Source organism: Cellulomonas sp. JZ18, from assembly GCF_009720485.1.
GTDB lineage: Bacteria > Actinomycetota > Actinomycetes > Actinomycetales > Cellulomonadaceae > Cellulomonas.
Genome location: NZ_CP045245.1, coordinates 2,867,759 through 2,892,827 on the forward strand (window position 1 = coordinate 2,867,759; position 25,069 = coordinate 2,892,827).

At 75.5% G+C, this 25,069-nt stretch carries 14 protein-coding genes and 4 pseudogenes; 9 read left to right on the forward strand and 9 right to left on the reverse strand.

Features of this window, described 5'->3' with window-relative positions; all coding sequences use genetic code 11:
* Positions 1–9: 9 nt before the first annotated feature.
* The 5 genes and pseudogenes from GC089_RS13025 to GC089_RS19190 form a co-directional block, all read right to left on the reverse strand.
* Positions 10–1,134 (reverse strand): serine/threonine-protein kinase, encoded by a 1,125-nt coding sequence (locus tag GC089_RS13025; RefSeq protein ID WP_155378024.1) that lies wholly within the window; start codon positions 1,132–1,134, stop codon positions 10–12.
* Between the two features lie 189 nt (positions 1,135–1,323).
* Positions 1,324–1,695, reverse strand: coding sequence for a hypothetical protein (locus GC089_RS13030; protein WP_155378025.1), 372 nt, complete (start codon positions 1,693–1,695; stop codon positions 1,324–1,326).
* A 1,109-nt stretch (positions 1,696–2,804) separates the two neighbouring features.
* A pseudogene (gene mnmA / locus GC089_RS13035) lies at positions 2,805–3,872 on the reverse strand (tRNA 2-thiouridine(34) synthase MnmA); the annotation flags it as partial.
* Positions 3,872–5,025 (reverse strand): annotated as a pseudogene (locus tag GC089_RS13040) (cysteine desulfurase family protein). The pseudogenes mnmA and GC089_RS13040, both read right to left, overlap by 1 nt.
* A 141-nt stretch (positions 5,026–5,166) precedes the next feature.
* Positions 5,167–5,418 carry a hypothetical protein gene (locus GC089_RS19190; protein ID WP_230684796.1) on the reverse strand — a complete coding sequence of 84 codons (252 nt, stop codon included), beginning with the start codon at positions 5,416–5,418 and terminating at the stop codon, positions 5,167–5,169.
* 129 nt (positions 5,419–5,547) lie between these two features.
* Here GC089_RS19190 and GC089_RS13045 point away from each other — a divergent pair, with 129 nt between their 5' ends.
* A complete protein-coding gene (locus GC089_RS13045; RefSeq protein WP_230684797.1) occupies positions 5,548–6,204 on the forward strand; it encodes a phosphotransferase in 657 nt (218 codons plus the stop codon).
* Between the two features lie 12 nt (positions 6,205–6,216).
* Here the strand turns inward: GC089_RS13045 and GC089_RS13050 are convergent, their stop codons facing one another.
* Positions 6,217–7,197, reverse strand: coding sequence for an electron transfer flavoprotein subunit alpha/FixB family protein (locus GC089_RS13050; RefSeq protein WP_155378026.1), 981 nt, complete (start codon positions 7,195–7,197; stop codon positions 6,217–6,219).
* A 49-nt stretch (positions 7,198–7,246) separates the two neighbouring features.
* Positions 7,247–8,040 (reverse strand): annotated as a pseudogene (locus GC089_RS13055) (electron transfer flavoprotein subunit beta).
* 119 nt (positions 8,041–8,159) lie between these two features.
* Here GC089_RS13055 and glgX point away from each other — a divergent pair.
* Complete coding sequence (glgX, locus tag GC089_RS13060) at positions 8,160–10,370, forward strand: glycogen debranching protein GlgX (protein WP_155378027.1); 2,211 nt, start codon at positions 8,160–8,162, stop codon at positions 10,368–10,370.
* 15 nt (positions 10,371–10,385) lie between these two features.
* Positions 10,386–12,038 carry an FAD-binding dehydrogenase gene (locus tag GC089_RS13065; protein ID WP_155378028.1) on the forward strand — a complete coding sequence of 551 codons (1,653 nt, stop codon included), beginning with the start codon at positions 10,386–10,388 and terminating at the stop codon, positions 12,036–12,038.
* Positions 12,039–12,042: 4 nt separating this feature from the next.
* Here the strand turns inward: GC089_RS13065 and glgP are convergent.
* A pseudogene (gene glgP, locus GC089_RS13070) lies at positions 12,043–14,611 on the reverse strand (alpha-glucan family phosphorylase).
* A gap of 364 nt (positions 14,612–14,975) precedes the next feature.
* Here glgP and GC089_RS13075 point away from each other — a divergent pair.
* The 3 genes from GC089_RS13075 (at position 14,976) to GC089_RS13085 (ending at position 20,121) form a co-directional block, all read left to right on the forward strand.
* Positions 14,976–16,982: an alpha-1,4-glucan--maltose-1-phosphate maltosyltransferase gene (locus GC089_RS13075; RefSeq protein ID WP_155378029.1), complete on the forward strand. Its 2,007-nt coding sequence runs from the start codon at positions 14,976–14,978 to the stop codon at positions 16,980–16,982.
* Between the two features lie 128 nt (positions 16,983–17,110).
* A complete protein-coding gene (gene treS, locus GC089_RS13080; protein ID WP_155379222.1) occupies positions 17,111–18,823 on the forward strand; it encodes a maltose alpha-D-glucosyltransferase in 1,713 nt (570 codons plus the stop codon).
* Positions 18,820–20,121 carry a phosphotransferase gene (locus GC089_RS13085; protein ID WP_155378030.1) on the forward strand — a complete coding sequence of 434 codons (1,302 nt, stop codon included), beginning with the start codon at positions 18,820–18,822 and terminating at the stop codon, positions 20,119–20,121. Before treS ends, GC089_RS13085 begins: the two co-directional genes overlap by 4 nt.
* A 100-nt stretch (positions 20,122–20,221) precedes the next feature.
* Here GC089_RS13085 and GC089_RS13090 read toward each other — a convergent pair whose 3' ends face one another.
* Positions 20,222–21,463 carry an ROK family transcriptional regulator gene (locus GC089_RS13090; RefSeq protein WP_155378031.1) on the reverse strand — a complete coding sequence of 414 codons (1,242 nt, stop codon included), beginning with the start codon at positions 21,461–21,463 and terminating at the stop codon, positions 20,222–20,224.
* A 210-nt stretch (positions 21,464–21,673) separates the two neighbouring features.
* Between GC089_RS13090 and GC089_RS13095 the strand changes: the two genes are divergently transcribed.
* From GC089_RS13095 to GC089_RS13105, 3 genes are read left to right on the forward strand one after another with little or no spacing between them, the layout of a single operon-like run.
* Positions 21,674–23,005, forward strand: coding sequence for an ABC transporter substrate-binding protein (locus GC089_RS13095; RefSeq protein ID WP_155378032.1), 1,332 nt, complete (start codon positions 21,674–21,676; stop codon positions 23,003–23,005).
* Positions 23,006–23,015: 10 nt separating this feature from the next.
* The gene (locus GC089_RS13100; RefSeq protein ID WP_155378033.1) at positions 23,016–23,990 is read left to right on the forward strand and encodes a carbohydrate ABC transporter permease; all 975 of its coding nucleotides are present in this window, start codon (positions 23,016–23,018) and stop codon (positions 23,988–23,990) included.
* Complete coding sequence (locus GC089_RS13105; RefSeq protein WP_155378034.1) at positions 23,987–24,808, forward strand: carbohydrate ABC transporter permease; 822 nt, start codon at positions 23,987–23,989, stop codon at positions 24,806–24,808. Before GC089_RS13100 ends, GC089_RS13105 begins: the two co-directional genes overlap by 4 nt.
* Positions 24,809–25,069 lie beyond the last annotated feature (261 nt).

Below are 25,069 nucleotides of genomic sequence, written 5' to 3' on the forward strand. Positions count from 1 at the left end.
CGGCGGCGCTCACCCGAGCACCCCGGTCAGCGCGAGGACCACGACGACGGCGGCCACCGCGACGGCGCCGACGACGGCCCCGACCACGCCCGCCTGCCACGCCGCGCGCCGGGCCGGCCCGTGCACCACGAGCCCGTCCCGGTCGACCGCGGCCTCGGCCGCCGCGCGCTCGGCGCGGGCCTCCGCACGGCTGCGCTCGCGCACGCGCGACACCACCGGCCCCCGCGCACCGCGGTCGGCGACCTCGACGGGGCTGGCACCCGCGGCCCACTCGGCCGACGGGACCTCCAGCGCCGTCGGCGGCTGGCCCAGGTCGTACTGCGCCCAGCGCAGCTCCTCCGCGAGCGCGAGCATCGACGGGTGCCGGTGCGCCGGGTCCTTCGACATGGCCCGCGCCAGGACCTGCTCCACACGCTCGGGCACGTCCTCGCGCCCCATCGGCCGCAGCTTCGCCCGCACGATGCGCCCGGCCATCTCCTCGCGCCCGTCGCGCGCGCGGTCGCCCACCTCGAACGGCGCTCGCCCCGTCAGCAGGGTCCAGAGCGTCGCCCCCAGGCTCCACACCTCGGCGGCGACCGAGCCGGCAACGCGCTCCTCGAGCACCTCGGGCGCGCTCCACGGCACCGACATGGCGATCGCCGGCACCCCGGTCGAGCCGGACACGGCGGCCGCGATGCCGAAGTCCGCGAGCGCGGGCGTCCCGAGGGACGTGCGCAGGACGTTCGACGGCTTGATGTCGCGGTGCAGGACGCCGGAGCGGTGCGCGGTCTCCAGCGCGGACGCGAGCCGCACCCCCACGTCGAGCACCTCGGGCACCGGCAGCGGGGCGCGGCGGGCGCGGGCCCCGTAGGTGTCGAGGCAGTACTCCATGACGATGTACGGGCGGCCGTCGGCGGAGACGCTCGCCTGGTGCACGGTGACGACGGAGGGGTGCACGCTCAGCCGCGCGAGCACGTCCGCCTCGGCCTCGAAGGCACGCTGCGCGACGGGGTCGTGCAGCCCCTCGGCGAGCACCTTCACCGCGACGACGCGGCGCGGCATGTCCTGCTCGTAGCAGAAGACGTCGGCGAACCCGCCGACGCCCAGCGGGCGCACGTAGGTGTAGCCGGGCAGCACCGGAGGGGTCCCCGCCACACGACGTGCCACAGCTTGGCTCCCCCGGGATCGACCGACTCGCGCGCGCCGGCCGCCGTGGACGAGCGTCCGGCCGGACCGACGCGAGAGCCTACCTGCTCGCACGCTCGGGCCGGGTCCGCCACCACGCGCGTACGCCCGCCGGGGCGGGCGTGACCTGCGGCGGGACCGGTCGCGGGCCTGGTGCCGTCATCCGTTCGGGCGAGCGCGCCCCCGCACCAGGACGACGGCGGCCCCTGCCGTGCCGGCGACCGCGAGCGTGGCCGCGACGAGCACGAGCGGCGCCGGCGCGGACGCCACGACCACCTCCTCGCGGCGACCGTCCACCTCCCACGCGCAGACCGCCCGCGGCGGCAGCACGCTCCACCGGACGCGTGCCGCACCGTCCTCCTCGACGGCGGCGACGCACGGCTGGGCGCCCTCCACCGAGGAGCCGAGCGCCCGCACGCCGAGGCCGGCGTAGACGACGCCGAGCGTGAGGACGCCCACGAGGGCGAGGCCGGACGCGACCAGGAGCGCGAGCGCGCGCGCGGTCCGCCGGCGCGCGTCCGTCGCGCTCACGCCTCCGCCCGCTCGGCGACCACGGCCGCGGCCCGCACGAGCCCCGCCAGCGCCGCCCGCGCCTCGTCCGGTGTCGCCGCCGCATCGGGCGACGCGGCGACCAGCACGACGTCGCGCAGCCCCGCCACGGGCAGGCCGACCGTGCGCCACGGGCGGGTCACGGCGTCCGCCTGCCCGACGACGTCGGGACCGGCGCACTGCGAGGTGGCCTGCGGCGGCGGCTCCGGCCAGAACGTCCGGCCGTCCTCGACGAGGCGGGCGACCTCCTCCCAGCCGCGCTCCCCCAGGCCGGCGACCGCGAGCGCGGCGCCGTCGGCGGAGGACGCGCGGACCGCGGGCACCGCCGCCCACGCCGTGCCGCCGTGCACGACGACCGCCTCCGCCCCGGCCGCGCGGACCGCGTCGGCGAGCGTCGACAGGCCCTCGGCGACCACCGGTCCGGGCACGCGTCGCAGGCGGTCGCGGCCGGAGAAGGTCGGCACCGCACCCGCCACGACCGCCGCGAGCAGCGGCTCGTGCAGCAGCACGCGCACCGCGGCCCCCGGCACCACCCGGCGCACGTCCGCGACGCGTCCGGCCAGGCCGACCGCCAGGGACGCGACGACGTCGCGCAGCGCGCCACGGTCGGACAGCACGCGGTCGCCGCGTGCGAGCCACACCTCGGCGGCGAGCGAGTGCGGTCCGAGCACGGGCAGCACGAGCGGGCCGGCGTACCCGTGCGCGGCCACCGCGAGCGCGTCGAGGTCCTCGCGGGCGAGCGACCGGGCGCGGGTCAGGTCGCCGCCGGGCCGGTCGGCCAGCTTCCACCCGTGCGGCCCGAGCTCCGCGGGCACCTCCTCGAGCAGGGCGAGCGCGGCACCGGTGCGGTCGCCCCAGGGACCGCGCGCGGCCAGCAGGGGCGCGAACGGCAGGCCGGTGACCTCCGAGGGGTGTCCGCGAGGTCGCCCACGACGGTCGTGGCCGCCTCCAGGGCGTCGGTCCCCGGCCAGCTGCCCGCACCCGTCACGGCCGTCACGCACGTCCTCCGCTCGTCCCGGCCGCACCGGCCGTCTCGCCTGCACCGGCCGCCCCGCAGCACCGGCCGTCCCCGTGGGCGGGACCGTCGTCCGCACCGTCGCCTGACCGAGCACGCGGCTCCCGTCGTAGAGGACCAGCGACTGGCCCGGTGCCACGCCGCGCAGCCCGCCGTCGCCCACGTCGACCGTGACGCCGCCGGCGTCGGCGGCCAGGACGCGCGCGGCGACGGGGGCCCCGTGCGCACGCACCTGCGCCTCGCAGTCGGTCCCGGGGCCGGGCACCGGGCCGTACCAGACGGCGTCGTCGGCCTGCACGTGGGCGACGAGCAGCCGGTCGGCGGGCCCCACGACGACCCGGCGCCGCACGGGCTCGACGGACAGCACGTACCGCGGGCGCCCGTCGGCGGCGGGCCGCCCGAGCGCGAGGCCCCGCCGCTGCCCGACGGTGTACGCGTACGCGCCGTCGTGCCGCCCCACGACGGCACCGGACTCGTCGACGACGTCCCCGGGCTGCGACCCCAGGCGCTCGCGCAGGAAGCCCTGCGTGTCGCCGTCGGCGACGAAGCAGATGTCGTAGGAGTCCGGCTTCGCCGCGACGGACAGGCCGCGCGCGGCCGCCTCCGCCCGTACCGCCGCCTTGGACACCGCGTCGCCGAGCGGGAACAGCGACCGCGCGAGGCGGTCCGGGCCCATGACGGCCAGCACGTACGACTGGTCCTTGCCGGCGTCGCGCGCCCGGTGCAGCTCGCGCCGTCCGTCCGGGTGCTCGACCACACGGGCGTAGTGGCCCGTGCACACCGCGTCGAACCCGAGGGCGAGCGCCTTGTCGAGCAGGGCCGCGAACTTCACGTGCTCGTTGCACCGCACGCAGGGGTTGGGCGTGCGGCCCGCGGCGTACTCGGCGAGGAAGTCGGCGACGACGGTCCGCTCGAACCGCTCCGACATGTCCCACACGTAGTACGGGATGCCGAGCACGTCAGCCGCGCGGCGCGCGTCGCCGGCGTCCTCGATGGAGCAGCACCCGCGCGACCCGGTGCGCTCCTGGGCGGGCGTGCGGGACAGGGCCATGTGCACGCCGACGACGTCGTGCCCGGCGTCGACGGCGCGCGCCGCGGCGACGGCGGAGTCGACGCCCCCCGACAGGGCGGCCAGGACGCGCATCAGGCGCCCACCGCCACCGAGCTGAGGCCGGCGGCCCGCGCGCGCTCGACGGCGCCCGGCAGCACGTCCAGCACGGCGTCGACGTCGGCCTGCGTGGACGTGCGCCCGAGGCTGAAGCGCAGCGCGCCGCGCGCGTCGTCCTCGCCGACGCCCATCGCGAGCAGCACGTGCGACGGACGCGGCACCCCGGCCTGGCAGGCGGAGCCCGTGGACGCCTCCACGCCGGCGGCGTCGAGGAGGTACAGCAGGGAGTCGCCCTCGCAGCCCGCGAACGTCAGGTGCGCGTTGCCCGGCAGCCGCCGCGCGGGGTCCGCCGGGCCGCGCAGCACGGCGCCGGGCACGGCGGCGAGCACGCGCCGCACGAGGTCGTCGCGCAGCGCGCCGACGCGGCGGGCGGACGCCTCCTGCTCCGCGACGGCGGCCTGCGCGGCGACGGCGAACGACGCGAGCAGCGGCGCGTCGAGCGTCCCGGACCGCACGCCCCGCTCCTGGCCGCCGCCGTGCAGGACGGGCGTGAGGTCGAGCCCGCGCCGCACCAGCAGGGCGCCGGTCGACCCCGGCCCGCCGAGCTTGTGGCCGCTGACCGTGAGCGCGTCCGCGCCGCACGCCGCGAGGTCGACGGGCACCTGCCCCACCGCCTGCACCGCGTCGACGTGCACGGGCACGCCGTGCCGGTGCGCGAGGGCGACGACCTCCTCGACCGGCTGCAGCGCGCCCACCTCGTTGTTCGCCCACATGACCGAGACCAGCGCCGCGGCGTCGGGGTGCCGCTCGAGCTCCTCGCGCAGCGCCTCGACCTCCAGCACGCCGTCGCCGTCGACGGGCAGCAGGACGAGCTCGGCCCCGCGTGCTCGGCCATCCAGAACGCGGGGTCCAGCACGGCGTGGTGCTCGACCGCGGAGACGAGCAGCCGCCGCCGGCGGGCGTCGGCCGTGCGGCGGGCCCAGAACAGGCCCTTGACGGCGAGGTTGTCGGCCTCGGTCCCGCCCGCCGTCCACACGACCTCGCTCGGCCGGGCGCCCAGGGACGCCGCGAGCCGCTCGCGCGCCTCCTCGACGGTGCGCCGCGCGGCGCGCCCCGCGGTGTGCAGCGAGGACGGGTTCCCGACGTGCGCGAGCGCGGCCGTGAGCGCCTCGACGGCCGCGGGGAGCATCGGTGTGGTGGACGCGTGGTCCAGGTAGACCGCGCGACGGCGGGGTGCGCTCACCGCCCCAGTCTACGAACGCCCGTCGCACGGACCCGCGCGGGGCACGTGGGGACGACCTGGGGAGGACCTGCGCACGCGGCGTCGCGATCACCTGTTCACCCGTGCCGGGCCGGACGTTCCTGGCAGGATGTGGCGCGTGAGTGCCGACGACGTCATCGCGCTGCCGCTCGCCTTCGGCGGACAGCGGCTCGACTGGCGCGACCTGCCGCGCGGCGTGCGCGAGCGGATCCAGACGCTGGCCGGCGCGCGCGTCACCGCCGAGAGCACGCCGACCAGCGGCTTCTCCCCCGGCTTCGTGGCCGTGCTGGAGCTCACCGACGGCCGGGCGGTCTTCGTCAAGGCCGTCTCCCCGGACCAGAACCCGGAGTCGCCGGACCTCGCGCGTGCCGAGATCCGCGCGGCCCGCGCCCTGCCGCCCGAGGTGCCCGCCCCCGGCTGCGCTGGTGGGACGACGACGGCGAGTGGGTGGTGCTGGGCTTCGACGCCGTGCAGGGGCGCCAGCCGGAGCTGCCGTGGCGGTCGGACGACCTGCAGCTCGTGCTCGCGGCCGTCGACGCGCTGGCCGAGGCCGAGCCCCTGCCCCGGCACGACCTGCCGCGCACGGACGACCGGCTCGCGACCGACTTCACCGGGTGGCGTTCGCTGCACCGGCTCGCACCGCAGCACCGCGCCGAGGTCGTCGCGGGCGTCGGGGAGCCCGGACGGTGGGCGCTCGAGCACCTGGACGACCTGGTGCGCTTCGAGCAGGACGCCCTGCGGGTGTGCGCGGGCGACAGCCTCGTGCACGGCGACCTGCGCGCGGACAACGTCATGGTCGAGGACGGGCACGACCGCGTGTGGCTCATCGACTGGCCGCACGCGTCCGTCGGCGCGCCGTGGCTCGACCTGGCGTTCATGCTGCCGAGCGTGGCGCTGCAGGGCGGCGGCGACCCGGCGCGGATCTTCGCCGAGCGGCCCGTCTCCGACGGCGTCTCCCGTGCGGACCTGCGCGCGGGCCTGACCGGTCTGGCGGGCTACTTCGCCTGGGCCTCGGGGCAGCCCGCCCCGCCGGGCATCCCGAACCTGCGGCCGTTCCAGGCGGCGCAGGCCGCCGCGACGCTGCAGTGGCTGCGCGAGCTCACCTGACGCGGCCCGGCGTCAGCCCTGCCGCCGGCGCAGCTCGGCGGCGGCCTGCGGCAGCACCGTGAACAGGTCGCCCACCACGCCGAAGTCGGCGATCTCGAAGATCGGTGCGTCCGGGTCGGAGTTGACCGCCACGATCGTGCCGGAGGCCTGCATGCCACCGCGGTGGTGCACGGCGCCGGAGACGCCGGCGCCGATGTAGAGGCGGGGGGAGATCGTCACGCCCGTCTGGCCGATCTGCGCGTCGTGCCCGATCCAGCCCTCGTCGGTCGCGACGCGCGTGGCGCCGACCGCGGCACCGAGCACGTCGGCGAGCTCCTCGACGGGCGAGAAGTCGCCCTCGGTGCCGCGCCCGCCCACGACGACGACGTGCGCCGAGCCGAGGTCCGGCCGGCCCGAGTCCGCGCGCTCGGTCCGCTCGACGAGCCGCACGCGGCGCGACGCGTCCGAGACGTCCACGGTGTGCTCCACGACCGCCGGCTGCGTCGGCGTCGCCGCGTCCTGCGCGGCGACCGAGTTGGCCTTGACGGTCACGAGCGCGACCGGTGCCGTCACGGCGCAGCGGGTCGACCAGGTGCCGGCGAGCACGGTCTTGTGCGCGACGACACGGCCGTCCTCGAGCACCACGCCGTCGGCGTCCGTGACGACGCCCGCACCGGTGCGCACGGCGACGCGCGCCACGGCCTCCTTGTTCTCGAACGAGGAGACCGCGAGCAGCAGGGTCGCGCCGGTCGCCGCGAGGACCTGGACGAGGCCGTCGGCGAGCACGGCCGACACGTGCAGGTCGGCGTCCGTGACGAGCCGGTGCACCGTCGTCACACCCTGTTCGCCGAGCACGGGCAGCGCCGCGTCGGGTGCCTGCGCACCGGCCCAGACGCCCTCGACGGGGGCGCCGTCCGCGAGCGTGCGGGCGAGCGTGAGCAGCTCGCGCACCGGCGGCCGCAGCGTGCCGTCGGCGGCGTGGTCGAGCAGGACGAGCACGGGGGTGGCGGTCACGGCGGTGTCCTCGGACTTCTCGGTGGGGCGACGGTGGAGGGGCGGCGCGTCAGACGAGGCCGCGGTCGACGAGCCAGGCGGCCAGGCGGGTGCCGGCGTCCCCGGTGTCGTGGACGAGCACGCGGTCCTCGCGCGGCGGGCGCGGGGCCGCGACGAGGATCTGCGTGCGTGCCCCGCGAGCCCCACGGTCGCCGGGTCGACGCCCAGGTCGGCGAGCGCGAGGGTCGTCACCGGCTTCTTGCGGGCGGCCATGATGCCCTTGAAGTTCGGGTACCGCGGCTCGTTGGTCTGGTCGGTGACCGCCACCAGCGCGGGCAGCGGCGCGGTGAGCACCTCGGTCGCGTGGTCGAGGTTCCGGGTCACGGTGACGGTGCCCGCCGCCGGGTCCACCGCGAGCTCCGCGGCGAGCGGCAGCGCGGGCAGGTCCAGGACCTCCGCGAGCGCGGTCGGCAGCAGCGACGTCAGGCCGTCCAGCCCCGCCATGCCCGTGAGCACCAGGTCGACGGGCGCGGACGCCGACAGGTGGCGCACCGCCGCGGCGAGGACGGCGGCCGTGCCGATCGCGTCGGAGCCGGCGACGGCGTCGTCGAGCACGTGCACGGCCTCGTCGGCGCCCATCTGCAGGCCCTTGCGCACGGCGTCGACGGCGTCGTCCGGGCCGACCGTCAGCACGACGACCTCGCCCCCGTGCTCCTCGACGAGCGCGAGGGCGGCCTCGACGGCGTTCTCGTCGAGCTCGTTCAGGGTCCCGTCGCCCCCGTCGCGCACGACCCGTCCGTCGGGGCCGAGCTGCCGGTCGGACTGGATGTCCGGGACGAACTTCACGCAGACGACGATCCTCACGCGCCGAACGTTACCGCTGCGCGACCCCGCCCGGGCGGCCGACCGCACCGTGGGCACGGGCGTCCCGGCCGCCCGCGCGACCCGGGCCGTGCCGTCGTCCGGACGCGCGTCCTGGCACCATGGGCCGTGTGAGCGCTCCCCCCGCCACCCCGTCGGCACGGCCGCCGCACCGGCTCGGCGTCCACGTCACGGACGCGGGCGTGGACGTGGCCGTGCTGGCGCCGCACGCGACCGCCGTCGAGCTGTGCCTGCTCGACGGCCCACCCGAGGCACCCGCGGAGCGGCGGGTGCGCCTCGACGGTCCCGAGCTCGGGCTGTGGACGGCCTCCGTGCCCGGCGTCCGGCCGGGGCAGCGCTACGGGTTCCGCGCGCACGGGCCGTGGGAGCCGGCCCGCGGCCTGCGGTTCAACCCCGCCAAGCTGCTGGTCGACCCGTACGCGCGCGGCCTCGTCGGCGAGCTGGGGTACGGGCCCGAGACGTACGGCCACGTCGTCGGCGACGACCTCGTGGGCGACCCGTACGGGCCCGCGGACCCGCGTGACTCGGCGGCGCACGTGCCGCACGCCGTCGTGGTCGACACGCGGGCCCTGCCGGGCCCCGACCCGGCCGCGAACCGCCCGCGCACCCCCTGGTCCCGCACGGTCGTCTACGAGGCGCACACCAAGGGCCTGACCCACCTGCACCCCGACCTGCCGCCCGAGCTGCGCGGCACGTACGCCGGTCTCGCGCACCCGGCCGTCGTCGCGCACCTGCAGAGCCTCGGCGTGACCGCGCTCGAGCTGCTGCCCGTGCACGCGTTCACGTCCGAGCCGCACCTCGTCGCCAAGGGGCTCACGAACTACTGGGGCTACAGCACGCTGGGGTTCTTCGCCCCGCACGCGGCCTACGCGACGGCCGCCGCGCGCGCCGCCGGCCCGGCGGCCGTCCTCGACGAGGTGCGCGCCGCGGTGCACGCGCTGCACGAGGCCGGCATCGAGGTGCTCCTCGACGTCGTCTACAACCACACGTGCGAGGGCGGCCTGCCGGGGCAGCACGTCGCGTGGCGCGGCCTCGACAACGCGTACTACTACCGGCACCTCGGCGGGGTGCCGGCCGCGCTCGACGACGTCACGGGCACCGGCAACTCCCTCGACTTCTCCCGCACGGGCGTGGTCGCGACGGCGCTGGACTCGCTGCGCTACTGGGCCGACGTCGTGGGCGTCGACGGCTTCCGGTTCGACCTGGCGGTGACGCTCGGGCGCAGCCACGACGGGTACCGCGCGGACCACGCGATGCTCGTCGCCGTCGCGAGCGACCCGTCCCTCGGCCACCTCAAGCTGGTCGCGGAGCCGTGGGACGTCGGCCTGGGCGGCTGGCGCACGGGCCAGTTCCCGCCGCCGTTCGCGGAGTGGAACGACCGCTTCCGCAACGCGGTGCGCTCCTTCTGGCTCGCCGACCCCGGGCGCGCGGCGCACGGCCTGCCCGGGCACCGCGTGCGCGACCTCGCGACCCGTCTGGCCGGGTCGGTCGACCTGTTCGGCCACGGCACGCCCCCGCTGCTGCGCGGCCCGCAGGCGTCCGTGAACTACGTGACCGCCCACGACGGGTTCACGATGGCGGACCTCGTCGCCTACGACCACAAGCACAACGCGGCGAACGGCGAGCAGAACCGCGACGGGTCGGACGACAACCGGTCGTGGAACCACGGGGTCGAGGGACCCGTCACCCCGGACTCCCCCGCGGCCGACGTCGCACCGCTGCGCCGGCGCTCCATCCGGAACCTGTTCGCCACGCTCGTGCTGTCCGCCGGCACGCCGATGATCACCGCGGGCGACGAGATCGGGCGCACGCAGCAGGGCAACAACAACGCGTACTGCCAGGACGGCCCGATCTCCTGGGTGCACTGGGACCTCAGCGACTGGCGCGCCAACCAGCTCGCGACCGCGCGGCACCTGCTCGCCCTGCGCCGCGAGCACCCCGCGCTGCGGCCGCACCGGTTCTACTCGGGCACCCCGGTGCGCGAGGGGGGACCGCGCGACCTCGCCTGGTACGGCGCGGACGGGGCGGAGTTCGACCACGGGCGGTGGCACGACGCCTCGATCCGCACCTTCCAGATGCTGCGCGTCGCGCCCGGCACCCAGGACGACCGCGTGCTGCTGGTCGTCAACGGCGCGCTCGCGGCGGTCGACGTCACGCTCGCGGGTGACGCCGACCGACCGTGGCGCCTGGCCTGGGACTCGCTGTGGGAGCACCCCGGCGAGGGCGCGACCTCGGGCGGCCCGCCGCACGCCGCGGCGGGTGACGTCGCCACGCTCGAGCCGCTGAGCATGCGGGTCTACGTGCTCGCCTGACCTACAGTGCGCCCCATGAGCCACCACGACGTCGTGGTCGTCGGTGCCGGCCTCGCGGGCCTGGTCACCACCGCCGAGCTGCTCGCCGCCGGGCGGCGCGTGCTCCTGCTGGACGCGGAGCCGCCCGCGAGCCTCGGGGGGCAGGCGTGGTGGTCGTTCGGCGGCCTGTTCCTCGTCGACTCCCCGGAGCAGCGGCGCCTGGGCGTGCGCGACTCGGCGGAGCTCGCGCTCGCCGACTGGCTGGGGTCCGCCGGCTTCGCCGACGACGGGTCGGACCGGTGGGGCCGGGCGTGGGCCGAGGGGTTCGTCGACTTCGCGGCCGGCGGCATGCGCGACTGGCTGCACCGGCTGGGCGTGCGGTGGTTCCCGCTCGTGCAGTGGGCGGAGCGCGGCGGGTACCTCGCCGACGGCCACGGCAACTCCGTCCCGCGGTTCCACGTCACGTGGGGCACCGGGCCCGGCGTCCTGGAGCCGTTCGTGCGGGCCCTGCTCGACGCGCACCGGGCGGGCCACGTCGAGGTGCGGTTCCGCCACCGCGTCACCGGGCTCGTCCTGACGGACGGGCGCGTCACCGGGGTGCGCGGGGACGTCCTCGCGCCCGACCCGGCGCCGCGCGGGGCGCCGTCGGGCCGCTCGGTCCTGCGCCCCTTCGAGCTGCCCGCCCCCGCCGTGGTGGTGGCGACGGGCGGCATCGGGGCGAACCACGACCTCGTGCGCGCGACGTGGCCCGCGGACGCGGGCCGGCTGCCCGAGCGCATGCTCTCCGGGGTGCCCGACCACGTCGACGGCTCCGGCATCGCGGCGGCGAGGGACGCCGGGGCGCACGTCGCGCACGCCGGCCGGATGTGGCACTACCCCGAGGGGATCGCGAACCACTCGCCGGTCTGGTCGCGGCACGGCATCCGCATCCTGCCCGGACCGAGCTCGCTGTGGCTCGACGCCGACGGCGAGCGGCTGCCGGTCCCGCTGTTCCCCGGTTTCGACTCCCACGGCGCGCTGCGGCACGTCACCGGGCGGGGCGACGACCACTCGTGGTTCGTGCTCGACCGCACCGTCCTCGGCGCGGAGCTCGCGCTGTCCGGGTCCGAGCAGAACCCCGACCTCACCGGGCGCAGCGTGCGGCAGCTGCTGCAGCGCGTGCTGCCCGGCGCGGTCGGACCGGTCGAGGAGTTCGCCCGGCGCTCGCCGGAGTTCGTCACGGCGACGACGCCGGCCGGGCTCGCCGCGGGCATGAACGCGCTGACGGGCACGGCACGGGTCGACGCCGACCGCCTGGCCCGCACGATCGCGGCGCGGGACGCGCAGGTCGCGACGGGTCTCGGCAAGGACCTGCAGGTGACGGCGAGCGCGATGGCGCGCCGCTACCCGGTGGACCGGCTCGTCCGGGTGGCGCCACCGCACCGGTTCCTCGACCCGGCGCACGGGCCGCTGTACGCGGTGCGCCTGTCCGTGCTCACCCGCAAGACGCTCGGCGGGCTGGCCACCGACCTCGAGGGGCGCGTCCTGCGGCCGGACGGGGAGGTCCTGCCGGGGCTGTGGGCGGTCGGCGAGGCGGCGGGCTTCGGCGGCGGCGGCGTGCACGGCCACCGTGCGCTCGAGGGCACCTTCCTCGGCGGGTGCCTGTTCACGGGGCGCGTCACCGGCCGCGCGCTCGTCGACGTGCTGTGACGCGTCAGCCCGCCGTCGCGACCAGCCCCAGCTCGGCGGGCGAGGTCAGCGCCTCGTGCCGCGGCACGACCCGGACCGTGTAGCCGAACGCCCCCGTCGTCTCCAGGTCGACGTCCCCGGCGAACGCGTACCGGCCGGCCTCGAACGTGTCCGTCACCGCGAGCGCGCGCGTCGTGAACGACGTGAGCCGGTCCTCGGCGTCGACGGGCCCGTGCAGCACCTGCACCTCGACGTCCTCGGGGTCAGGTCGCCGAGCGCGACCCACGCCTGCACGTGCAGGCGGTCCCCCACCTGCGGCGAGTCGCCCACGCCGCCCGAGTCGACGTGGTCCACCCGCACCGCGGGCCACGCGGCACGCACCCGGGCCTTCCACGCGGCCAGCTCGCGCGCCCCGGCGAGGTCGTCCTCGCGCAGGCGTGCGCCGGTCGCGGCCGCCGGCACGTACAGGTGCGCGACGTAGTCGGCGACCATGCGGGTGGCCTGCACCTTGGGTCCGAGCGTGGCGAGCGTGTGACGCACCATGTCGAGCCAGCGGCGCGGCACGCCCCGCTCGTCGCGGTCGTAGAACCGCGGGACCACCTGGTGCTCCAGCACGTCGTACAGCGCGGCGGCCTCGAGCGCGTCGCGCGTCTCGGGGTCCTCGACGCCGTCCGCGGTCGGGATGACCCAGCCGTTCTCGCCGTCGTACCACTCGTCCCACCAGCCGTCGAGGACGGAGAGGTTGAGGCCGCCGTTGAGCGCGACCTTCATGCCCGAGGTCCCGCACGCCTCCAGCGGGCGCAGCGGGTTGTTGAGCCACAGGTCGCAGCCCGGGTACAACGTGGCCGCCATCCGCATGTCGTAGTCGGGCAGGAACACGATGCGGTGCCGCACGTCGTGCTGGTCCGCGAACGCGACGAGGTCGGCGATGAGCCGCTTGCCGGGCGCGTCGGCCGGGTGCGCCTTGCCGGCGACGACGACCTGCACCGGCCGCTCGGGGTGCAGCAGCAGGGACCGGAAGCGGTCGGGGTCGGCGAGCATGAGCGTGAGGCGCTTGTACGTCGGGACGCGGCGCGCGAACCCGATCGTGAGGACGTCGGGCGAGAGCACGTCGTCGACCCAGCCGAGCTCGACGTCCGCCGCGCCGCGCTGCCGCCAGGACGCGCGCACCCGGGCGCGGGCGTCCTCGACCAGACGGGCGCGCAGGCGCCCGCGCAGGGACCACAGCTGCTCGTCGGTGACGGCCTGCCGGCTCGTCCAGCCACGGCCGGTCGCCAGCTCCTGGGCCGTCATGCGCCCCGCCGCGAGCTCGGTGAGCTCCGGCGCGACCCACGTCGGGGCGTGCACGCCGTTCGTGATCGAGCCGATCGGCACCTCGGCGGGGTCGAACCCGGGCCACAGCGGCGCGAACATCTCGCGCGAGACGCGTCCGTGGAGCACGGACACGCCGTTCGCCCGGCCGGCGAGCCGCAGCCCCATGACCGCCATGTTGAACGTGAGCGGGTCGCCGCCCTCGTGGTCCTCCGCACCCAGCGCGAGGACGGTCGGGACGGGCAGGGGCTCGTCCTCGAGCAGCGCCTGCACGTACTGCTCGACGACGCCCGCCTCGAAGCGGTCGATCCCCGCCGGCACCGGGGTGTGGGTGGTGAACACCGTCGTCGCGCGCACCACCTCGAGCGCGGTCGCGACGTCGGCTCCCTCGGCGGCGAGCTCGCGGATCCGCTCGACGCCCAGGAACCCCGCGTGGCCCTCGTTGGTGTGGAAGACGTCGGGAGCCGGGGCGCCGGTCAGCCGCGACCAGGCCCGCAGCGCGCGCACGCCCCCGACCCCAGCAGCAGCTCCTGCTGGAGCCGGTGCTCCCCGCCGCCGCCGTAGAGCCGGTCGGTCACGTGCCGGCCCGCGTCGTCGTTGGCGGGCACGTCCGAGTCGAGCAGGAGCAGCGGGACGCGCCCGACCTGCGCGACCCAGACCTGCGCCTCGAGCGTGCGGGCGCCCGGCAGCGCGAGCCGGACGGCGGCCGGTGCGCCGTCGTCCTCGCGCAGGAGCGTCAGCGGCAGCCCGTCGGGGTCGAGCACGGGGTAGGTCTCCGTCTGCCACCCGTCGCGGTCGAGCGCCTGGCGGAAGTACCCCGAGCGGTACAGCAGGCCGACGCCGACGAGCGGGACCCCGAGGTCGGACGCGCTCTTGAGGTGGTCGCCGGCGAGGATCCCGAGCCCGCCGGAGTACTGCGGCAGCGCGGCCGCGAGGCCGAACTCCGGCGAGAAGTACGCGACGGACGCGGGCAGCGCCGCCCCGCCCTGCCGCTGGTACCAGCGCGGCTCGTGCCGGTACGACGTGAGGTCCGCCATCGCGGCCCGGACCCGGGCGACGACGCGCTCGTCGCGTGCGAGCGCGTCGAGCCGCTCGCGCGTCAGGGCGCCGAGGAACGCGACCGGGTCGCCCTCGACCTCGTCCCACAGCGCGCGGTCCAGGTCGGCCAGCACGGCGCGCGTGCCGGGGTGCCAGGACCAGCGCAGGTTGCGGGCCAGGGTGTCCAGGCCGGCCAGCGGGGCGGGCAGGACGGTGCGCACGGTGAACCGGCGGATCGCTCTCACGCGCGCAGACTACGCATTCAGGACGTTTCGCACAGCCCTCCGGACGGGGCGAACCGGACACGCGTCCGGCTCGCCGCGGGCCGCGCCCCTGCGGATGCCGGGGCCGGGAGGTGGCGGATAGGTTCAGGAGCGTGAGGAGTCCCCAGCGTCCGCGTCGCACGTCGCCGGCCACCGCCCCGGTCGTCCCCGCGCCTCCGCGCCGGTCCCGCCGAGCCCCGGCCCGACCCCCGCCGACCAGCCCGCCGACCAGCCCGCCGCCGGCCAGCCCGCTGCCGCCGCCGCGTCCGAGGGGACCCCCGCGTCCGCCGCGGCGCCCGGCACCGCAGCCGCACCGTCGGCGTCGCGGGTCGGGGTCCCGCCCGCGCTGCCGGTCGGCCGCATCCCGGTGGTGGACGTGTCCCCCGTCGCCGAGGAGGGGCGCTTCCCCGCCAAGGCGGTCGTGGGCGAGGCGGTCGTCGTGCGCGCCACCGTCTTCCGCGAGGGTCACGACGCCGTGGGCGCCACCGCGGTGCTGACGCGGCCCGACGGCACGGACCACTCCTGGGCGCGCATGGTCGACGTCGCACCCGGGCTCGACCGGTTCGAGGCCCGCCTGGTGCCCGACGCCGAGGGCGACTGGACGTTCCGCGTCGAGGGCTGGTCCGACCCCTACGGCACGTGGTCGCACGACGCCGCGATCAAGGTCGAGGCCGGCGTCGACGTCGAGCTCATGCTCACCGAGGGCGCACGCGTGCTGCGCCGCGCCGCGGACCGCGCCGGGGACGACGCGATGCCCCAGGCCGACGCCCGCACGCTCCTCGACGCCGTCGCGGCGCTCGAGGACACCGGCCGTCCCCCGGCGGCGCGGCTCGCGGCGGCCCTCGCCCCCGAGGTGCGGGCCGCCCTGGCCCGGACCCCGCTGCGCGACCTGGTGACGTCCTCGCGCGCGTACCCGCTGACGGTGCACCGCCCGCTCGCGCTCGCGGGCGCCTGGTACGAGATGTTCCCGCGCTCGCACGGCGCGACCTACGACGAGGCGACGGGCGAGTGGCGCTCCGGGACGCTGCGCACGGCCGCGGAGGAGCTGCCGCGCATCGCGTCCATGGGCTTCGACGTCGTGTACCTGACGCCGATCCACCCGATCGGCACCGCGCACCGCAAGGGGCGCAACAACGCGCTCACGGCGGAGCCCGGCGACCCCGGCTCGCCGTACGCGATCGGCTCGCCCGACGGCGGGCACGACGCGATCGAGCCGTCCCTCGGCACGTTCGAGGACTTCGACGCGTTCGTCGCGCGCGCCCGCGGGCTCGGCATGGAGGTGGCGCTCGACCTGGCGCTGCAGGCGTCGCCGGACCACCCGTGGGTGCGCGAGCACCCCGAGTGGTTCACGACGCGGGCCGACGGGTCCATCGCCTACGCCGAGAACCCGCCGAAGAAGTACCAGGACATCTACCCCCTCAACTTCGACAACGACCCCGAGGGGATCTACGCCGAGATCCGCCGGGTCGTGCAGGTCTGGATCGACCACGGGGTGACGCTGTTCCGGGTCGACAACCCGCACACCAAGCCGCTGTCGTTCTGGCAGCGCCTGCTGGCGGACGTCCACCGCGACCACCCCGAGGTGATCTGGCTGTCCGAGGCGTTCACGCGGCCGGCCATGATGCTCACCCTCGCCAAGATCGGCTTCCACCAGTCGTACACGTACTTCACGTGGCGGAACACGAAGGCCGAGCTCGAGGAGTACCTCGCGGAGGTCGGCGGCGAGCAGGGCGCGTGGATGCGGCCGAGCTTCTGGCCCACGACGCACGACATCCTGCCCCCGTACCTGCAGGCGACGGGCACGACGGGCTTCGCGGTCCGCGCGGTGCTCGCCGCGCTCGGGTCGCCCACGTGGGGCGTCTACTCCGGCTACGAGCTCGTGGAGAACGTGCCGCGCCCCGGCGTCGAGGAGCAGATCGACAACGAGAAGTACGAGTTCCGGCCGCGCGACTGGTCGCGCGGCGACGACCTCGGCATCGCGCTGCTGATCGGCCGCCTCAACGAGATCCGCCGGGCGCACCCCGCGCTGCAGCAGCTGCGCGACGTGCGGGTGCACCCGACGACGGACGACGCGCTGGTGTGCTTCTCGCGCCACCTCGACGCGGCGCACTCCCCCACGGGCCGGGCCGACACGGTCGTGGTCGTCGTCAACCTCGACACGTGGAACGCGCGCGAGGGCGTCGTCGAGCTGGACCTCGCGGCGTTCGGCCTGCCGACGGACCGCGCCGTGGTGGCGCACGACGTGCTCTCGCAGGAGACGTACGCCTGGACGTCGCACCCGTACGTGCGGCTCGACCCGTCCGTCCGCGTGGCCCACGTCGTGCACCTGCAGCACCCCGGCGAGGTCGCGTGAGCACCGACGCCCGCCCGGCCGGCAGCGGTCCGGCCCCGGGCGAGACGACCGCGCGCGCGGACGGGACCTCGGCCCGTGCCGGCGTCGCGACGGCCCCGCACCGCGAGCCGCCGCCCACCACGGGCGCGATCGCGCTGCGGGGCCTGCCCGAGCGGCGCCAGCCGGCCGTGCCGGAGCCGGCCGGCCGCGACGGCCGCGACGACGACCCGGACTGGTACCGCACGGCCGTGTTCTACGAGGTCATGCTGCGCACGTTCTCCGACTCCTCGGGGCACGGCAGCGGTGACCTGCAGGGCCTCGTGCAGCGCCTGGACTACCTGCAGTGGCTGGGCGTGGACTGCCTGTGGCTGCCGCCGTTCTACCCCTCGCCCATGCGCGACGGCGGGTACGACGTGTCCGACTACACGGCCGTCGCACCGCAGTACGGCACGATCGACGACTTCCGCACGCTCGTGCAGGAGGTCCACCGGCGGGGCATGCGGATCGTCGTCGACCTCGTCATGAACCACACGAGCGACCAGCACCCGTGGTTCCAGGCGTCGCGCTCGGACCCCGAGGGCCCGTACGGGGACTTCTACGTGTGGAGCGACGACAACACGCGCTACCAGGACGCGCGGATCATCTTCGTCGACACCGAGACGTCCAACTGGACCTTCGACCCCGTGCGCCGCCAGTACTTCTGGCACCGGTTCTTCTCCCACCAGCCGGACCTGAACTTCGAGAACCCGCGCGTGGTGGAGGCGATGTTCGACGTCGCGCGGTTCTGGCTGAACCTCGGGGTCGACGGGTTCCGCCTCGACGCCGTGCCGTACCTGTTCGAGGCCGAGGGCACGAACTGCGAGAACCTCCCCGAGACGCACCGGTTCCTCGCGGACCTGCGGCGCATGATCGACACCGAGTTCCCGGGCCGGATCATGCTGGCGGAGGCGAACCAGTGGCCGGAGGACGTCGTGCACTACTACGGCACCGAGGAGGCGCCGGAGTGCCACATGTGCTTCCACTTCCCGGTCATGCCGCGCATCTTCTACGCGCTGCGCGACCAGCGGGCGACGCAGATCGTCGACATCCTCGCCGACACCCCGCCGATCCCGACGTCGGGCGGGCAGTGGAGCACCTTCCTGCGCAACCACGACGAGCTCACGCTCGAGATGGTCTCCACCGAGGAGCGCGCGTCGATGTACGGGTGGTACGCGCCGGACTCGCGCATGCGCGCGAACGTCGGCATCCGCCGCCGGCTCGCCCCGCTGCTCGACAACTCGCGCAAGGAGATCGAGCTCGCGCACGCGCTGCTGCTCTCGCTGCCGGGCAGCCCCTGCCTGTACTACGGCGACGAGATCGGCATGGGCGACAACATCTGGCTGCCGGACCGCGACGCGGTGCGCACCCCGATGCAGTGGACGCCGGACCGCAACGCGGGCTTCTCGGTCGCGGACCCCGGCAAGCTCTACCTGCCGGTGGTCCAGTCGCTCGTCTACCACTACGGCAACATCAACGTGGAGAGCCAGCTCGCGCAGCCGACGTCGCTGCTGCACTGGGTGCACGGCATGCTCGCCGTGCGCCGGCGGCACCGGGCGCTGGGGCTCGGCTCGTTCCAGATCGTGCCCTCGGAGAACGACGCCGTGCTCACGTTCCTGCGCCGCACGCAGGAGCAGACGATGCTCGTCGTCGCGAACCTCGCCGCGACAGCGCGCGCGACCACGGTCTCGCTGCCGGAGCACGCGGGCTGGCACCTGCGCGACGTGTTCGGCGGCGCGGCGTTCCCCGACGTGCGGCCGGACGGCACCGCGACGTTCACGCTGGGCTCGCGCGACTTCTACTGGCTGGAGCTGACCGCACCGTGATCCTCGACGCCCGCCGCCCGGACGCCCACGACGACGCCGTGGTCGCGCTGCTGCGCGACTGGCTGCCCGAGCGGCGCTGGTACCCCGTGAAGGGCGCCGAGGCGGAGCTGACGTGCGTCGCGACGGTCGACCTGGCGGACGACGTGCGCGTGCTCCTCGTGCGCGCGCGGGCCGGGTCGGTGGACGTCGTGCTCCAGGTCCCGGTCGTGCTCGTGCCCGGTGCGGCGGGGGGCCCGGCGTCGGTCGTCGGCGCGCTCGGCGACAGCACGGTGCTCGACGGCGCGGGGCACCCGTCGTTCCTCGCGGCCTGGCTCGCGCACGCGGACGGGCCCGGCGCCGACGTCGACGTCACGGCCGCCCGGGTCGTCACCGGCGAGCAGTCGAACACGTCGGTGGTGCTGCCGGACCGGGCCACCGGCGCGCCCCTCGGGATCCTCAAGGTCCTGCGCACGGTCGCCGCGGGCGAGAACCCGGACATCGACGTGCCGCGACGCCTCACGGAGCAGGGCTGGGACGGCGTGCCGGAGCCGCTCGCGTGGGCGCAGGTCCGCTGGACCACCGCGGACGGCGGACCGGCCGTGGGCTACCTCGGCGTCATGAGCGCGTTCGTGCCCGGTGCGGAGGACGGCTTCGAGCTGGCGTGCGCGTGGGCGCGCGAGGGCAGGCCGTTCGGCGAGGCGGCGCGCGAGCTCGGGGAGGTGGTCGCGGGCATGCACGCGGCGCTGGCCGAGGCGTTCGGCACGACGGACGACGCCGCGGGCCCGGCGACGGTGGCCGGTGCGCTGACGACGCGCCTCGCGTGGGCCACCGCGGCGGTGCCCCGGGTCGCTGAGCGGGCCGACGCCGTGCGGGCCGTCGCCGCGCAGGTCGCGGCGCTGCCCACCGCTCCCCCGCGCCAGCGGGTGCACGGGGACCTGCACCTGGGGCAGGTGCTGCGCTCGCGCGGGCGCTGGTTCGTCATCGACTTCGAGGGCGAGCCGCTCGCCCCCCTCGCCGAGCGCACGCGCCCCGACCTCGCCCTGCGCGACGTGGCCGGCGTGCTGCGGTCCTTCGACTACGCGGCGGCAGTGGGCGGCCTGACGGGGCCGCCGGCGCAGGCGTGGACGGCGGACGCGCGCGACGGCTTCCTCGCCGGCTACGCGGCCGCCGCGCCGTCGGGCGTCGACGACGCCACGCGGGCGCTGCTGCTGCGCGCGCTCGAGCTGGACAAGACGCTGTACGAGGTCGTCTACGAGGCGCGCAACCGTCCGACGTGGGCACCCATCCCCGAGGCGGGGCTGGACCGGCTCCTGCCCTGAGCAGCGCCCGCCCGACCTTCCGACCCGCCCCCGCTGCCGCCCGGGATGCCGCCCGGGTTGCCGCCGGCCGAGGGCGGCGCGGCACGCGGAGCGGGGGCTCTCATGCGCCGGTCGGCAGGTCCGTGAGCGTCTCGACGACCATGCGCGTGCCGACCTGGCGCGGTGCGAGCTCGCTCTGCAGCACGAGCGCGGCCCCGCCGACGGCCGCCGCCTCCGACGCGTGCGTCGAGATGGTGACGCGCACCGGGTGCGCCCCGCGCGCGAAGAACCCGCGCGCGAGCCGCTCCTGCACGGCGGGCAGGTACAGCGAGCCCGCGAGCGCGAAGGACGGCCCCGTGAGGACGACGAGGTCGAGGTCGAGCACGTTCGCGAGCGTCTGCGCGGCGACCCCGAGGTACTCGGCGGACGCGCGCAGCAGGCGCATCGGCTCGGCCTCGCCGCGGGCGGCGGCGCGCGCGAGGGCGGCGAAGTCCTCGGACACGCCGCGGCCGGGAAGCGCGACGCCGGCCGCGGTGGCCTGCGCGACGACGGCGGCGGGGCCGGCGAACGCCTCGACGCAGCCGCGGCTGCCGCACCAGCACTCGGGCCCGTCGAGCGCGACGCACACGTGCCCGATCTCGCCGGCGTTCGAGCTGCGCCCCCGGTAGACCGTCCCGTCGACGACGATCCCGGCGCCGATGCCCGTGCCCATGTAGAGCGTCGCGCACGCCGCCCCGGTGGCGACGCCGCCCGACCAGTACTCGCCGACCGCGGCGGCGGTGGCGTCGTTGTCGAGTAGGACCGGCAGGCCGGTCGCGTCCTCGATGGCGGCGGCGAGGGGGAACTCGGCCCAGTGCTGCATCACGGGCGGGGTGAGCGTCATGCCGGTCGACGTGGAGATCGGCCCGGGCGAGACGACGCCCACGCCGAGCACGACGGCGGGCTCGATGCCGATCCGCGTCATCGTCGTGGCGATCTCGGCGGCGATGCGCGCGACGACGTCGCGCGGGTCGTCCGCACCGGCGCCCGGCCGGCGCCAGCGGGCGACGACGGCGCCGCCGAGGTTGGCGATCACGTAGGTGATGCCGGCGTGGTCGAGGTGCACGCCCACCGCGTACCGCGCGTACGGGTCGAGCTGCAGGAGCATGCGCGGCTTCCCGCCGGTCGACTCCGCGCGTCCGGCCTCGACGACGAGGCCCTCGTCGATGAGGCGGCGGACGACCGTGGAGACCGTGGCCGCGGTGAGGCCGGTCGCACGGGTGAGCTCGACGCGGCTGATGGTGCCGGCGGCGCGGATCACGTCGAGGATCGCCGCCCGGCTGCTGGCATGGGCAGCGCCGAGGCCCGGCTGCGCACCGTTCACGCGTCCTCCCGTCCTGGTGGCGCCGTCGCGAGGTCTCACGGGCGGCTCCTCACGATACGGACCGGGGCGACGGACGGGCACGACGCTCACCCGTTGACTTACTTTGTTCAGCGGCCTAAGAATCTACCACGGCGCGCGGACGGGCCCTCGAGGTCCTCCCGCACCTGCCGTCGGCACACCGAGGTGCCGGCCACGACGAGAGGATCAACGATGTTCCTTCCCCAGCGACGTGCGCGCGTCGCCGCGGCGTCCGCGGCACTCACGGTCCTCGCCCTGACGGCCGCGTGCTCCGGCGGCGGCTCGGGCTCGGGCCAGCAGGCCGCCGACGGCGAGCCGTCCGGCGAGATCACCGTCCTCACCTGGCGCACCGACCTGGTGGAGGACGGCACGTTCGACGAGTACGTCGAGCAGTTCACGGAGAAGTACCCGGACGTCACCGACGTGACCGTCGAGGCCCTCACCGACTACGAGGGCGAGGTCAAGACGCGCATGAACACCGACGAGTACGGCGACGTCCTCGCCATCCCCGGCTCCGTGACGCCCGACCAGTACGAGCAGTTCTTCGAGCCGCTCGGCAGCCAGGAGGAGATGGCGGAGAGGTACAGCTGGATCAACGACAAGTCCTACGAGGGCCAGTCGTACGGCATCCCCGTCGTCGGCAACGTGCAGGGCGTCGTCTACAACAAGCGCGTCTGGGAGGAGGCCGGCGTCACCGACTTCCCCACCACGCCGGAGGAGTTCCTCGCCGACCTGCAGACGATCAAGGACGCGGGTGTCGCCGAGGTCGCGCCGCTGTACACGAACTACAAGGACGGCTGGCCGCTCTCGCAGTGGGACGGCTGGCTCGGCGCCGTGACGGCGGACCCCGACTGGAAGAACGCGATGGTCGAGTCCGACGAGCCGTGGGCCGAGGGCACCGACTACGGCGTGGTGGACGGCACGATCTACGACGCGGTCGCGCAGGACCTGGTCGAGGCCGACCCGACGACCACGAACTGGGAGGAGTCCAAGCGGCTGCTCGGCACGGGCCAGGTCGCGACCATGGTCCTCGGCTCGTGGGCGATCCCGCAGATGCAGGCCGCGGCGGAGGAGGCCGGTGCGAGCGCCGACGACATCGCCTACATGCCGGTCCCCGTCCAGGTCGACGGGAAGTTCCACGCGGTCGCCGGCGGCGACTACAACCTCGGGATCAACGTCAACTCCGACAACAAGGTCACCGCGCGCGCCTGGATCGACTGGTTCAACGAGGAGTCCGGCTACTCGGAGTCGCAGGTGGGCCTGTCCCCGCTGAAGGGCGGCCCCGTCCCCGCGGCGTTGCAGGGCTTCATGGAGCAGGTCGAGCTGATCACGCTCAACCCGGCGCCCGAGGGCGAGGAGTCCCTCTTCGCGGACATCGACACCGCCTCCGGCATCGTCACGACCGACCCGAAGTTCCGCCAGGCGACGATCGACGCGGCCCGCTCGGGCGCGAAGACGAAGCAGCAGATCTTCGACGAGCTCAACACGGCGTGGGCCGAGGGCCGCGCCGAGGTCGGCGACTGAGGTCCACGCCATGACCACCGCTCCGTCGAGCCTGCAGGCCTCGACCACGGCGGCCACGGCGGCGGACGGCGTGGCCCGTACCGCCCGGCGCAGGCCGGGCGGTACGGGCGGCGCCCCCACCTGGTCGCGCCGGCTGACCCCCTACCTGTTCCTGCTGGTCCCGCTCGCCCTGCTCGTGCTGCTCACGTACGTGCCGGTGGCGAACATGTTCTGGTACTCGGTGACCGACTGGGACGGCCTCGACAAGGTCAAGAACTTCGTCGGCCCGGAGAACTACGTCGAGGTCTTCACCGACCCGGACAACGTGCGGGTCTTCTGGGTGTCCCTCTACTACTTCGGCGCGTCGTTCGTGCAGATGGCGCTCGCGCTGTACTTCGCGACGATCCTGTCCTTCAAGGTCCGCGCGAAGAACCTGTGGAAGGGCATCCTGTTCTTCCCCTACCTCATCAACGGCGTCGCGATCGGCCTCATCTTCCTCAACTTCCTCAAGCCCGGCGGCGGCCTGGACACCGTCCTGCTGACGGCAGGGCTGGAGAGCCTGGTGCAGCAGTGGACCGGCGACCCGGACGTCGCGAACTACTCGCTCGCGGCCGTGTCCGTGTGGCGCTACATGGGGCTGAACTTCGTCATGTTCCTCGGGGCGATCTCGTCCATCAGCAGCGAGATCTACGAGGCCGCCGAGATCGACGGCGCGACCCGGTGGCACCAGTTCTGGCACATCATCCTGCCGTCGATCCGCCCGATCCTCGGGCTGTCGTTCATCCTCGCGATCTCCGGCGCCCTGTCGGTCTTCGAGATCCCGTTCGTCATGACCAACGGCGGCAACGGCACCGAGACGTTCGTCATCCGCACGATCTGGATGGCGTTCAACCGCAACACCGTGGGGCTGGCGTCGGCGATGGCCGTCGTGCTGCTCGTGATCGTCCTGCTGGTGACGTGGCTGCAGCGCCGCCTGGTGCCCGAGCGAGAGGTGGACCTGACATGACGCGCGCGATCACCGGGACGCTGAAGTACGCCTCGCTGGTCGTGGCGTCCGTCGTGACGCTGCTGCCCCTCGGGCTGATCCTGTTCGGCTCCTTCAAGACGGGGCAGGAGTTCCTCGCGACCAACCCGTTCGCGCTGCCGCAGAGCTGGACGCTCGACAACTACGTCACCGCGTTCACGCGCGGCGGGATGGCGCTCGGGTTCCTCAACACCGTGCTCGTCTTCGCCGCGGCGATCGCGGGCACGATCCTCGTCGGCGCCGCCACCGCGTACGCGATCGACCGGTTCCGGTTCGTCGGTCGCGGCGCGGTGCTCAACCTGTTCCTGCTCGCGACGCTCGTGCCCGGTGTCACCACGCAGGTCGCCACGTTCCAGATCATCAACGGGCTCGGCCTGTACAACACCCGCTGGGCGCTGGTCCTGCTCTTCATGGGCACTGACATCATCTCGGTGTACATCTTCCTGCAGTTCATGCGGGCCATCCCGCGCTCGCTCGACGAGGCGGCGATGATCGAGGGCGCAGGTCACCTGCGGATCTTCTTCCAGATCATCCTGCCCAACCTCAAGCCGGCGATCGCCACCGTGGTGATCATCAAGGGCATCGGCATCTACAACGAGTTCTTCCTGCCGTTCCTGTACCTGCCGGACCCGGACCTGCGGCCGATCTCGACGGCCCTGTTCGCCTTCAAGGGGCCGTACGGGTCGGAATGGCACGTCATCTCGGCGGGCGTGATCATCACGATCGTGCCGATCCTGGTGCTGTTCCTGTTCCTGCAGCGCTACATCTACAACGGGTTCACGTCCGGCGCGACGAAGTGACCCCGCTCCCCCGCCGCTGACGACGGCGCCCGGCACGGCCGCCCGCACGGCCCGCCCGTCGCACGACCGCCCCGTCGCACGACCGCCCCGTCGTACGACCGCCCGTCGTCGCACGACCACGCAGCGCGAGCGCGCCTCGCGGTCCGCCCCGCGCCGTCCGCCCCACCACGAGGAGACCCGTGAACCGCACCGACCTGCACGACGGCTGGACGCTCACCGCGACCGGTGGTGAGGTCCCCCCGACCTCGCCGACCGGCTGCA